The sequence below is a fragment of the Streptomyces sp. NPDC055013 genome, from assembly GCF_053608645.1.
This window is the reverse complement of sequence record NZ_JBSGVW010000073.1, coordinates 1-12,886: the sequence shown is the minus strand read 5'-3', so window position 1 is coordinate 12,886 and position 12,886 is coordinate 1. Positions and strand designations below refer to the sequence as shown.

At 71.4% G+C, this 12,886-nt stretch carries 7 protein-coding genes; 3 read left to right on the top strand and 4 right to left on the bottom strand.

Features of this window, described 5'->3' with window-relative positions; all coding sequences use genetic code 11:
• Positions 1-515 precede the first annotated feature (515 nt).
• Positions 516-1,064, bottom strand: coding sequence for a MarR family winged helix-turn-helix transcriptional regulator (locus tag ACWGDB_RS41550; RefSeq protein ID WP_369271988.1), 549 nt, complete (start codon positions 1,062-1,064; stop codon positions 516-518).
• 142 nt (positions 1,065-1,206) lie between these two features.
• Between ACWGDB_RS41550 and ACWGDB_RS41545 the strand changes: the two genes are divergently transcribed.
• Entirely contained in the window at positions 1,207-2,481 is a 1,275-nt protein-coding gene (locus ACWGDB_RS41545; RefSeq protein ID WP_453827235.1) for an MFS transporter, read from the top strand.
• A 37-nt stretch (positions 2,482-2,518) separates the two neighbouring features.
• On the opposite strand, the gene ACWGDB_RS41540 is transcribed toward ACWGDB_RS41545, so the two are convergent.
• The gene (locus tag ACWGDB_RS41540) at positions 2,519-4,171 is read right to left on the bottom strand and encodes an ATP-binding SpoIIE family protein phosphatase (protein ID WP_453827234.1); all 1,653 of its coding nucleotides are present in this window, start codon (positions 4,169-4,171) and stop codon (positions 2,519-2,521) included.
• A 191-nt stretch (positions 4,172-4,362) separates the two neighbouring features.
• On the bottom strand, positions 4,363-5,742 hold the full coding sequence (locus ACWGDB_RS41535; protein ID WP_453827233.1) for an NAD(P)/FAD-dependent oxidoreductase: 1,380 nt from the start codon (positions 5,740-5,742) through the stop codon (positions 4,363-4,365).
• Positions 5,743-6,125: 383 nt separating this feature from the next.
• Between ACWGDB_RS41535 and ACWGDB_RS41530 the strand changes: the two genes are divergently transcribed.
• Together ACWGDB_RS41530 and ACWGDB_RS41525 are read left to right on the top strand one after the other, a co-directional pair.
• On the top strand, positions 6,126-6,905 hold the full coding sequence (locus ACWGDB_RS41530) for a TetR/AcrR family transcriptional regulator (RefSeq protein WP_453827232.1): 780 nt from the start codon (positions 6,126-6,128) through the stop codon (positions 6,903-6,905).
• A 307-nt stretch (positions 6,906-7,212) separates the two neighbouring features.
• Positions 7,213-9,189, top strand: coding sequence for a sigma-70 family RNA polymerase sigma factor (locus ACWGDB_RS41525; RefSeq protein ID WP_453827231.1), 1,977 nt, complete (start codon positions 7,213-7,215; stop codon positions 9,187-9,189).
• Positions 9,190-9,213: 24 nt separating this feature from the next.
• Here the strand turns inward: ACWGDB_RS41525 and ACWGDB_RS41520 are convergent, their stop codons facing one another.
• Positions 9,214-12,690 (bottom strand): AfsR/SARP family transcriptional regulator, encoded by a 3,477-nt coding sequence (locus tag ACWGDB_RS41520; RefSeq protein ID WP_453827230.1) that lies wholly within the window; start codon positions 12,688-12,690, stop codon positions 9,214-9,216.
• Positions 12,691-12,886 lie beyond the last annotated feature (196 nt).

Genomic DNA, 12,886 nt, shown 5'->3' with positions numbered 1-12,886 from the left:
GGCGTTGATTTTTGGCACGCTGTTGAGTTCTCAAGGAACGGACGCTTCCTTTGTACTCACCCTCTCGGGCTTTCCTCCGGGCGCTTCCCTTCGGTCTTGCGTTTCCGACTCTATCAGACCTTTTCTCGATCCGATTTCCTCGGCGCTTTCCAGGTTTCCGCTCTCGCGTTTCCCTTTCCGGCGTTTCCGACTCTATCAGATCCTTTCGGGCCTGACCCCCAGTCAGCGGGGCTTGTCTTCCCGGCTGTTGGGCCGTTCCGACGTCTCAAACCTTAGCGGATCCGCTCGGCGATTCCCAATCGGGCCGCCGAGTCCCAATTCGAATTGAATTCGGGCATGCCGAAATCGACCCGGGAGGGAGATCGTGCTGGTGGTTTGGTTTGCCGCTTTCGCGGCGGGAGGTGCTGCCGCAGAACCGTTACGGCTCGGTGGCAACCCGAAGAACTTTACGGATCGGCCAGGGGGCTGTCAAGCGCCCCTTGTCAAGATCTTTTGTTGCGCGGCCGGGCCACGCGTCAGTCGAGGTCGCTGAGGCGTCCGCCGGCGTCCGGCTGGGCGTGCTCCACCCTGCGGAGCAGGCGGGTGAGGACCTCGCCCAGGGTGGCGCGCTCCTCCGCCGAGAGGTCCTGGAGCAGGTCCTCCTCGAAGACCGACGCGAGCCGCATCGCCTCCAGCCACTTCTCCCTGCCTTCGGCGGTCAGCTCGACGATGACGCGGACGCGGTTGGACTCGTCCCGCTCCCGGGTGACCAGACCCTCGGCGACCATGCGGTCGATGCGGTGGGTCATGGCCGCCGGGGTGAGGCCGAGGCCCTTGGCGAGGTCGCTGGGGCCCATGCAATAGGGGGCGCCGGAGAGGACGAGGGCCTTGAGGACCTCCCACTCGGCGTTGCTGATGCCGAGGGCGGCGGTCTGGCGGCCGTAGGCGACGTTCATGCGGCGGTTCAGGCGGGAGAGCGCCGAGACGACCTTCTCGACCTGGGGGTCGAGGTCCTGGAACTCGCGCTGGTAGGCGGCGATCTGTTCTTCGAGTGTCGGTTCGCTGATGCCCGGGGTGTCGCCCATGGGCCGAGTATGGCACGGGCTCGCTTGGCGTTGAAGTCCTTCGATGTGTAGAGTTTAGCTTCGAAGTTTAGGTTCGAAGTCTTCGGATCTGCATCTGAGAGATACGAGAGAGGTGAACGTGACCAGGGCGATGGGCGCAGCGATGCGCCGGATCCACGTGGGCAACGCACTCAGCGCGTTCGGGCTCGGTTTCACCGTCCCCTACCTGTACGTCTATGTGGCGCAGGTGAGGGGGCTGGGTGCCATGACGGCGGGGCTCGTCCTCGCCGTCTTCGCCGTGGCCGCGCTGGTCGTGCTGCCGTTTGCCGGGCGGGCGATCGTCCGTCGGGGTCCGCTGCCGGTGTTGGTCGCCGCCCTGGTCACCGCGGCGCTCGGGGCACTGAGCCTGGGGCTCGCGGGTAGTGCCGTGTCCGTACTGCTGTCGGCGGCCGCGCTCGGTGCGGGGCAGGCCGTGATGCAGCCGGCGCTCGCGACGATGATCGTCGACTGCTCCACTGCGGAGACTCGGTCGCGGGCGTTCGCGATGCAGTTCTTCCTGCAGAACCTGGGGCTGGGGGTCGGCGGGCTCATCGGTGGTCACCTGGTCGACGCTTCGAGCGTCTCGTCCTTCACTCTGCTGTTCTCGATCGAGGCGGCGATGTTCCTGCTGCTCGTCGTGGTGATGGTGACGGTGCGGATGCCGCGGGCGCCGCGGATCGAGGGGACGCCGACGGCTGAGTCCGCCAAGGGGAGCTGGAAGCAGTTGCTCCAGAACCGGGCCATGGTGCAGCTGTCTGTGCTGGGCTTCGTGCTGTTCTTCGCCTGCTACGGACAGTTCGAGTCGGGGCTCAGTGCGTACGGGGTCGAGGCGGCCGGGGTTTCCACGTCGGCGCTCGGGACCGCGCTTGCGGCCAACACCGCGATGATCGTGGTGGCTCAGTTCGCCGTGCTGAAGTTCGTCGAGCGGCGGAGGCGGTCGCGGGTGATCGCGGCGGTCGGGCTCATCTGGGCCGTGGCGTGGCTTGCGGCGGGGTATGCCGGGCTCGGTCACGGTAGCCAGGAGATGGCTACGGCCGCCTTCATTTCCACGTATGCGTTGTTCGGGCTGGGTGAGGCGATGTTGTCGCCGACTGTTGCTCCCCTGGTGGCGGATCTGGCGCCGGAGGGGATGGCCGGGCAGTACAACTCGGCGTTTGCGCTGGTCAAGCAGCTTGCGCTGGCCGTGGGGCCGGCTGTGGGCGGGCCGATGGGCGCTTCGCTGCATGGGCCGTACGTGGTGACGTTTCTGTTGTTCTCGTTGGGGATCACGTATCTCGCCGTGCGGTTGGGGCGGGAGCTGAGTGCGGTGCAGGATCGGCCGTCGGTGGGGAAGAGCCGGGTGGTGGCGCAGGGGACTGCGTCGGCTGCGGGGCAGGCTCAGGCCCCCGCTTCGGCCTGAACGGCCTCGTCCTCAAACGCCGGACGGGCCGGAATGCTCAGGCCGTCTTCGGCAGTGCGAACTCGCACCACACCGCCTTCCCGCCGCCCGGTGTTCGGCGTGAGCCCCAGGCCGAGGCGATGGTTGCGACGATGGCGATGCCTCGGCCGGATTCGTCGGCCGGTTCCGCTCGGCGGCGTCTGGGGAGGTGGTCGTCGCCGTCCGTCACCTCGATGATCAGGCGGCGGTCGGTGCGGCGGAGCCGCAGGCGCATGGGCGGGGTGCCGTGTTGGAGGGAGTTGGCGACCAGTTCGCTGGCCGCCAGGACGCCCAGGTCGTGCAGCTCGGGCGGGAAGCGCCAGCTGGTCAGGACGCCGGAGGCGAAGGCACGCGCGCGGGGGGCCGCTTCGATGCCGCCGAGGAGTTCCAGGGCGGCGTTGCGGAAGAGGTCGCCGTCGGGGCCCGTGCGGGCCGGGTGCTGAAGGACCAGGACCGCCACGTCGTCGTCGTGGTCCGCTGTGACGCCTGCGCTGCGGACGAGGCGGTCGCAGATGACCTGGGGGGTGCCCGTCGCCCCGGCCAGGGCGCGTTCCAGGGAGGCGATTCCCTCGTCCAGGTCCTCGTCCCGGCGTTCCACCAGGCCATCGGTGTAGAGGACCGCGGTGGAGCCGGGGCTCAGGGGGATCGAGCCCGACGCATGCATCCAGCCGCCGGTGCCGAGGGGCGGGCCGGTGGGTTCGTCGGCTCGTTGGACTGCGCCCGTCTCGTCCCGGACCAGGATGGGGAGGTGGCCGGCCGACGCGTAGATCAGGCGGCCCTCGTTCGGGTCGTGGATGGCGTAGACGCAGGTGGCGATCTGGTTGGCGTCGATTTCTGTCGCCAGGCCGTCGAGGAGCTGGAGCACCTCGTGCGGGGGGAGGTCCAGGCGGGCGTAGGCCCTCACCGCCGTACGGAGTTGGCCCATGACTGCCGCCGCTCGTACTCCTCTGCCCATCACGTCGCCGATGACCAGGGCCGTGCGGCCGCCGCCGAGGGTGATCACGTCGTACCAGTCGCCGCCGACCGCGGCTTCCGTGCCGCCGGGGTGGTAGGTGGCGGCGATGCGCAGGTCGTCCGGTTCCTCCAGCTCCTGAGGGAGCAGGGAGCGCTGGAGGGTGACGGCCGTTTCGCGTTGGCGGCGTTCGCTGGCGCGGAGGCGTTCGGCGGCTTCCGCGTGGTCGGTGACGTCGGTGGCGAAGATGAGGACCCCGCCGTCGCCCTCGGTCACGGGTGTGCAGGTGAAGGTGTAGGAGCGGCCGTCGGGGGCCTTGCGGGACTTGAGGGTGCGCGGCTTGCCGCTGCGCAGGACCTGGTCGAGGAGCGGGAGCAGGCCCAGTTCGGCGAGCTCGGGGAGGGCCTCGCGGGCCGGTTCGCCCGGGGGGCGTACGCCGAAGGCCGTGACATAGGTGTCGTTGACGTACGCGAGGCGGTGGTCGGGGCCGTGGACGAGGGCGACCAGGGCCGGGACGCGGTCGAGGACCTCTCGGACCGGCAGCTCGTCCACGGCGGGGATCGGCTTGGCCTCGTCGGTGAGGTGTTCGGCGCGGGCCGCGGGGACGGCACCCGGGCTCTCTCCTCGGCGGTCCTGGGCAACCGCTGCCGCGGGTTCGGTCCGCGCTGCGGCGCGGCGCTGCGTTCCGGGGAGCCGGGCGCTCCAGCGCGTGAAGTTCACGAATCCTTGCCTCGTCGTCGTCTTCGGCCAGCTCCGGACCCGGCCGGGGGTCTGTGGGGTGACGCCCCGGGTTGCGGCACTGTGGGGAGAGCCTTGTGGTCGGGATCGGTTCGGGGATCAGTCTGGCAGTGCGGCCGACCTGGCCGACACCCGTCTGACGCCTGCCCGGTCGGTGGAGTTCCTGGGTCCGGTCAGGACGACCCCTTCGGGTCGTCTTCCGGGTCGAGGGGATGCTTTCCACCGGCCGCGAGTTCGAACTCCGCACGGGGATGTTCGAGTGAACCGAGGGAGACGACCTCCCGCTTGAAGAGCCCGGAGAGGATCCATTCGGCCAGGACGCGGGCCTTGCGGTTGAAGGTCGGCACCCTGCTGAGGTGGTAGACGCGGTGCATGAACCAGGCAGGGTAGCCCTTGAGCCTGCGCCCGTAGACCTGTGCGACACCCTTGTGGAAACCGAGGGAGGCGACCGAACCGGCGTATTTGTGGGCGTAGGTCTCCAGCGGTTCGCCGCGCAGGGCGTGCGCGATGTTGTCGCCCAGCACCTTGGCCTGGCGCAGGGCGTGCTGCGCGTTGGGGGCGCACTCCGTGCCGGGCTCGGCGGCGGTGACGTCGGGGACCGCGGCGGCGTCTCCTGCGGCCCACGCGTGCGTGGTGCCCTCGATCGTCAGCTCGGGCGTGCCCTTCAGCCTGCCGCGCTCATTGAGTGGCAGGTCGGTCGCGGCGAGGATCGGGTGGGGTTTGACGCCTGCCGTCCAGACGACCGTACGGGTGGGGAAGCGGGCGCCGTCGCTGAGGACGGCGACGCGGTCCGCGCAGGACTCCAGGCGGGTGTGCAGCCGTACGTCGATGTTGCGGCGGCGCAGTTCGGTGACGGTGTAGCGGCCCATGTCCTCGCCGACCTCGGGCAGGATGCGGTCCGAGGCCTCGACGAGGATCCACTTCATGTCCTCGGGGCTGACGTTGTGGTAGTAGCGCGTGGCGTAGCGGGCCATGTCCTCGAGTTCGCCGAGCGCCTCGACGCCGGCGTATCCGCCGCCGACGAAGACGAAGGTGAGGGCCGCGTCGCGGATCGCGGGGTCGCGGGTGGAGGAGGCGATGTCCATCTGCTCGATGACGTGGTTGCGCAGGCCGATGGCCTCTTCGACGGTCTTGAAGCCAATGGCGTGGTCGGCGAGACCGGGAATGGGGAGGGTGCGCGCGATGGAGCCGGGGGCGAGGACGAGTTCGTCGTAGGAGAGCTGTTCGCTGCCCGTGCCCTCCTCCTCGGAGGCGAGGGTGGTGAGGGTCGCGGTGCGCTTGGCGTGGTCGATGGCGGTGGCCTCGCCGATGATGACCCGGCAGCGGGGCAGGACGCGGCGCAGCGGTACGACCACATGGCGCGGGGAGATCGACCCGGCGGCCGCTTCGGGGAGGAATGGCTGATACGTCATGTACGGGTCGGGTGTGACGACCGTGATCTCTGCTTCGCCCCGGCCGAGTTCCGGTTGCAGTCTCCGCTGGAGACGCAGGGCCGTGTACATCCCGACGTAGCCGCCGCCGACAACGAGAATGCGCGCACGTTCCTTCACCATCCCATGACGCACCCGACGCTTGCGTTTGTCCACAGGCTCGACCATTTGTGTGACCGGAGATCGCCGGCGCCGCGATTTGGCCGAATTGCCGGAGTGCGGGGAAGATCCGCAGGTCAGCGAGTATGTGCTGGGGGATCACACGTGGCGCAATCCGGACGTAAACGACTCGTACTCCGATCGAGGGGCGCTCCGTGCGGAACCTGCCCCTTCTGAATTGACTCCCTCTCAACTATGTTCGTGTGTCGACGGGGTGTAGGGGGATGCGCTCATCGGGTCCGTGAGTCACACGGAACGGACTCGTTGTCCGGGCTTGTTCCGCGACGCTCCGGCTTTGCAATGACGGGGAGTCTCCGGGGGGAGACGTCATTACCGGGGGATCGCTTATGCATGTTCAGGATTCTCGATGGTCTTCCGCAACCACCATCACACCGAGTGGCGGGGTGGGCGGCACGATGAGCGCGGCTGCGAGCAACGGACGCGGGGACGCCTCGCGTACGACGCCGCTGCGCGTGGACGCACAGCGCAATCTGGAGCACGTGCTGCGTGCGGCGCGCGAGGTCTTCGGCGAGCTGGGGTACGGCGCGCCGATGGAGGACGTGGCGCGGCGCGCGCGGGTCGGCGTCGGGACGGTGTACCGGCGCTTCCCGAGCAAGGACGTCCTGGTGCGGCGGATAGCCGAGGAGGAGACCTCCCGGCTGACCGACCAGGCACGTGCGGCGCTCGGTCAGGAGGACGAGCCGTGGTCGGCGCTCTCCCGCTTCCTGCGCACGTCGGTGGCTTCCGGCGCGGGCCGGCTGCTGCCGCCGCAGGTGCTGCGGGTCGGCGTCGCCGAGGACGGCGGCGCGCTCGACGAGGCCCGGGTGCCGCAGCAGCGGATGCAGCCGGGCGTCGGTGAACTGCGGCTGGTGCCCGACCAGCCTGCGGCGGCGCCGGTCGACCCGGTGGACGACGCGGGGGCGGCGGCGCTGCTCGACGTGGTGGGCCAGCTCGTGGAGCGGGCGCGCGCGGCGGGCGAGCTGCGGGCCGACGTGTCGGTGTCGGACGTCCTGCTGGTGATCGCGACGGCGGCGCCCTCGCTGCCGGACGCGGCGCAGCAGGCGGCGGCCTCGGCTCGGCTGCTGGACATCCTGCTGGAGGGGTTGCGCTCGCGTCCGCAGGCGTGAGCCGGGGGACCCGCAACGCTGTGGCGGTGACCGTGACTGCGAAGGAGTGACTTCGAAAGAGTTACTTCGAAGGGGTGACCGTTCGAAGAAGGTGCCTGCGAGGCGGGGTGCTGCACAGCCTCGCCTCGAACACCACTGCGGTGAACGCTGGTTGAGTCTTCCCCGCAGGTGCGGGCGCCAGTACTGCGTTGCGGGAAGTCCCCACGGACGAGTGGATGTCCGTACGCGTGGGTCCTGACCAAAAGCCAATATGGCACCCTGACCCGGTGTCCGGGACTGGTAGAGCTGGCGGCGGGGGCTTTCCGCGATGAGCGTTGACGGGTGGGACGAGTCACGCGGTGACGGTGACTCGGCGACTCCTCAGGTGCCGAGTCAGGGCGGACGGGCGGACCTCCCGCCGGGCGGCGACCCCGTGGAGGGGCGCCCACAGGGCCGCTCGGAGGGCAGCGTCCCGGCGCAGCGCGACCGCCGCGAGGACAGCGTGCTGCCTCCGCCCCGCGAGCTGCCGTCCCCCGACCTGCCGGCGCGCGAACTTCCGCCGTCGGACGCCGACCTGATCGGTCGGATGCGGTCCGGCGACGACACCGCCTACGAGGAGTTGTACCGGCGCCACGCGGGAGCGGTGCGCCGGTACGCGCGCACCTGCTGTCGCGACGCCCACACCGCGGACGACCTCACCGCCGAGGTCTTCGCCCGCATGCTCCAGGCCGTACGCCGCGGCTCCGGTCCCGAGCACGCCGTACGCGCCTATCTGCTCACCTCGATCCGGCGTGCCGCGGCGGACTGGACGAAGTCGGCGCGGCGGGAGCAACTGGTCGACGACTTCGCGGTGTTCGCCGCGCAGTCCACACGGGTCGCCGAGGTGTCCGACGACGAGACGGTCGACCTGGGCGCGGACGTACGGGCGATGCAACAGGCCGAGCAGTCCATGGCCATGCAGGCCTTCCGGTCGCTGCCGGAGCGCTGGCAGGCCGTGCTGTGGCACACCGAGGTCGAGGACGAGTCGCCGAGCGAGGTCGCCACGCTGTTCGGGCTCGACGCCAACGGCACGCGCGTGCTCGCCAGCCGCGCCCGCGAAGGGCTCAAGCAGGCCTACCTCCAGGCTCATGTCAGCGCCAGCCTCGCCAGCGACGAGGAGTGCGCCCGTCATGCCGACCGGCTCGGTGCCTACGCCCGCGGCAGCCTGCGCGCCCGCGCCGAGCGGGGCATGCGCAAGCACCTGGAGGAGTGCGCCAAGTGCCGCCTGGCCGCGTTCCAGATCAAGGAAGTCGCCGGTGGGATCCCGGCCGTCGTGCCGGTCGCGGTCATCGGCTGGTTCGGCGCCGCCGGGTACGCCAAGGCGGCCGGGCTCATCGCCGGTGGCGCAGGGGCGGGTGCGGCCGGTGCAGTTGGCGCCTCCGCGGCGGGCGGCGGTTCGTCCGGCGGGGCGAGCTCCGGAGGGGGTGCGGCGGCCTCCGAGGGACTGGGGGCGCCGTTGAAGGCCGGGATCGCGGCCGGTGTGGTCGCCGTGGGCGTGGTGGCGGCGATCGTGCTCGCGCTCGCCGGCAACGAGACGCCGGCCGACAAACAGGACGCCAAGCAGCCCCCCGTGCCCTCCCCCATCGTCGAGGAGACACCGACGCCCAAGCCGCCGGATCCGACGCAGCCCACGGAGCCCAGGGAGCCGACGCAGCCCACGGAGCCGACGGAGAAGGAGCCCACCCCGCAACCGCCGGCGATCGTTCCGGCCGACCATCCCGAGGCAACCCCGACACCGGCCTCGCCACCCACCCGCACACCCAGTCCGACGCCCACGCCCTCCCCGACACCGACACCCACCCCCACGCCGACTCCGACGCCTCCGCCCGCGCCGGTCGACTACCGGTGGAGCGAGCTGTCGTACGACATCACCGGCGACGGCACCGAGCCCGAGATGCGGATCGGTGAGAGCAGCTGGGTGTGGCAGCGGTACGGCGTGTCGATCGGCGACGAGCGGTACGCGAACGGGGTCACCGTGCACGGCCGGTCCTCCGTCACCATCGACCTCAACCGGGAGTGCTCCGCCTACACGGCGATGGCCGGCGTCGACGACTCGACGCTGGGGCTGGGCAAGTTCCGCTTCTCGGTGTACGCCGACGGCGTCCGGTTGTGGCGGTCCGCGGCCGTCGAGGGCGGGGACCCGGCCGTGCCCGTCCATGTGAACCTCACCGGGCGGGAGACCGTCCGGCTGGTGGTCGAGCCGCACAGCGCCTTCGACACCCTGCTGTTGGCGGACTGGGCTGAGTCGAAGTTCAGCTGCGTGTAGGACCGTCCAGCCGGGGGCGCAGGCTTACGGCGCCTGCTCGGCAGGGAGCCGGAGGCCGCGCACGGCCTCGGCGAGGTCGTACAGGACGTCGTCGTGGGTGAGGGCGATGCCCCGGGTGTACTCGGCGCTGAACCGTTCGGCGCCGAGGGCGGTGCGGGCGGCGGCCTCGGCCCGATCGGCGTGCGCGCGCTCCGGCTGGAGGCGTGGATTGCCACGGCGCCAGTGCTCCGAGGCGGCGAGCAGACGTACCGCGGGCGCGTGGTCGCCGAGGCGGGTCAGCAGGTCCGCGGCGGCGTCCGTGAGGGTCGCGGTGATCACGTCGGCACAGCGCTTCTCCACGGCCAGGCGCAGAGCGTCGACCAGCCGCGGCAGACCGTGCTCCGGGCCCGACTCCGCCGTCACGGTCAGGGCGTCGGCCACGTTCAGCATCACAACGAACTGCGGCGGTGGTGTGGCGTTCTCAGTCTCCACACGTGCCGCCTCGCACAGCTCGCGCGCACGGGCGGTGTCCTTGTCGTCCAGCGCGATCTGGGCACGCATCAGCAGCACGAACGCTCGTGAGTCCGCCACGCCGTACCGGTCGGCCACGGCGCTCGCCTCGTCCAGCAACGTCAACGCGGCCGTACGGTCGCCCGAGCGGTAGGCGATCTCGGCCAGCCGGGCGATGAGGAACGGGGTCTCGGTGTACGCACCCACCTCGTGGGCGAGGCGCAGCGCCTCCTCGTACTGCCCCTTGGCCTCCTCGAAGCGACCGCGCACCGTGGCCGTCTCGCCGGCCGCGCTGCACACCTGGGCCCGCATCCAACGGTCACCGGCCCGGCGGCTGAGGATCCGCAGCTCGGCGAGGTCGTCGTCGACATCGGCCATGCCGCCCTGTGAGTCGACGAGCATGTGCGTGCGGAACATCAGGATGCAGCCGACCTCCCAGTCGCCGCCGTACGAGCGGCAGTTGGCCAGCGCGGCATCCATGACGGGACGGGTGTCCGCCGTCTCGCCCAGGAGGTAGTGGGTCAGCGGCCAGACCATGCCGGGCATGCGGGCCGCCGCCGGGCCGCCCAGCGCGAAGTGGGCCCGCACGCGCTCGATGTACCGCCTGCGTCGCGCGTCCTGCCAGTGCTCCACCGGTTCGAACTCGATGGCCAGGAACAGGTGCAGCATGCGCAGGCTCATCCGTGGCCCGTGCCTCGGGTGGTGTACCTGTTCGGCCGGGGCGGCGAGGAGGGCATCCAGCGGGGCGGCGGTGGGAGCGGTGGGACGGGCAGTGGGAGGGGGAACGGGAGGCCCCCCGGGAGGGGCACCGGGGCCTGAGACGTCCACGGTGGCGCACAGGTGCAGAATCCGCTCGACCCAGGCCGCGCCCTCGACACGGTAGTTGCGCAGCCACCAGAACCAGCTCATGGCGAGGGCGATGGCCGTGGCATCCGGTTCGTCGCCCGCCGTGAGGGCGTGGTCGAGGGCCGCGCGGATGTTGTCGAGCTCGGTCTCCAGACGGGAGACCCACGGGAGCTGACCGGCGGACCGCAGCAGCGGGTCAGCCTTCTCCACGAGGGCGCGCACCCACGCGCGGTGCCGGTACTCGGCCGCGAGACGCGGCTCGGGGAGCTCGGCGGCGCGCTCGACGGCGTACTCGTGGATGGTCTCCAGCATGCGGTACCGCATGCCGCCGGAGCCGTCCCGCTCGCACGGGGTGGCCACGATCAGGGACTTGTCGACCAGTGCGCCGATGAGGTCCGCGACCGGACCGGTGCACACGGCCTCCGCCGCCTCGAGGTCCCAGCCGCCCGCGAAGACGGACACCTCGCGCAGCACCGTCCGCTCCCGCTCGTCGAGCAGCTCCCAGGACCAGTCGACGACGGCGCGCAGGGTCTGCTGGCGGGGCAGGACCGTACGGCTGCCGGAGGTGAGGAGGCGGAAGCGGTCGTCGAGCCGGTCGGCGATCTGGCGAGGGCTGAGCAGCCGCAGCCGGGCCGCCGCCAGCTCGATGGCGAGCGGAAGTCCGTCGAGGCGGCGGCAGATCTCCGCGACGGCGTCCCGGTCGCGCTCGTCGCGCAGCACGGCCTCGGCGTCGGGGCGGACGGCCGCGGCGCGCTCCGCGAAGAGGCGGTGCGCCTGGTCGGGGAGCAGGGGCTCGACCGGGCGGACCAACTCGCCGGGAACGCCCAGGGGTTCACGACTGGTGGCGAGGATCGTGAGGCCCGGGCAGCGGGTGAGGAGGGTCTCGGCGAGGGTGGCGGCTTCGCCGATGACATGTTCGCAGTTGTCAAGGAGCAGGAGTTGGCTGCGCGGGGCGCAGTACTCGATCAGCAAGGCGACCGGGTCGTCCTGCGGGGCCGTGAGCTCGTTGGTTATGAGCACGGTCTCGCGCAGACCGAGCGCATTGACCACCGCGCCAGGCACCGCCTCCGGCCGGTCGAGCGGGGCGAGCTCGACGAGCCATGCCTGGGGGAGGCCGGCGGCGGCTTCCTCGGCGAGGCGGGTCTTTCCAGAGCCGCCCGGTCCGGTGAGCGTGACCAGTCGGGCCCTGTGCAATTCGGAACGGATGGCGTCGAGTTCGAGTTCCCGGCCCACGAATGAGGTGAGGCGGGGGCGGAGGTTGCCGGTGCGTTCGGGGGGCTGCGGGTGCGGTGGAGATGGGGGTGGGGGCGGGGGTGGTGGGGAGGCGATGTGCGGGGTGGGTTGCAGCGGGGGCTTTGACACGGGGTCCGGCGGGGTCTTCGTCGCGACGTTCCGCTGGGGGCGTGTCCCGAAGTCCCGCTGAGACCCCGCCCCCGGTTCAGGGGTCGCCCGTGTCAGCAGCTCTGTGTGCAGGGCCCGGAGTTCCGGTCCTGGGTCGGTGCCCAGGCCTTCGGCCAGGGAGCGGCGGGCGGTTTCGTATGCGGCGAGGGCGTCGGCCGGGCGTTCCGTGTCGCGCAGGGCGCGGATGAGGAGGGCCTGCAGCGGTTCGTCGTACGGGTGTGCCGCGGTCAGTTCCTTCAGGTCGGGTACGGCTTGCCGGCCGAGGCCCAGTCGCAGGTCCGCCTCGATACGCGCGCGGGTCGCCTCCAGGCGCAGGGCCTCCGGGCGGGTGGCGGCGGTGCCGCGGTCGGGGAGGTCGGCGAGGGCTTGGCCGCGCCACAGGGCGAGGGCGGTGCCGAGGGTCTGGGCGGCGGTGGACGGGTCACCCTCGGCCAGGGCGGAGGTGCCCTGGTGAACGAGGCGTTCGAATACGAAGAGGTCCACGTCGTCCGGCGTCGCCGTGAGTCGGTAGCCGCCGGGCGCGGAGCTGACGGCGTCCTTGCCGAGGGTGCGGCGCAGGCGGGCGATCAGGGCCTGGAGGGCGGCGGGGGCGTCCTGGGGCGGGGTGCCGGGCCAGATCTCGTCGATCAGGGTGTCGGGGGTGGTGATGCGGCCGGGGCGCATTGCGAGGGCCGTGAGCAGGGCGCGGAGGCGGGGGCCGCCCACGGGTACGACGGTGCCCTGGTCGTCTTCCGCCTGGGTGACGCCCAGGATTCTGTACCGCACCGGGTCATTGTCCCTGGGGTGGGTGGTGGGGGCGCGGGTTTGTTGGCGGCAGGTGTCGTGGTTGGGGTGGTCCTTCGGGTGCGCGGGAGGGTTCTCGCCCCCGCTGCCCCTACCCGTCCCGTCCTTGAAGGGGCTCTGCCCCTTCCACCCCGGTCCCTGGGGGCTGCCGCCCCCAGACCCCCGCTTCGGCCTGAAC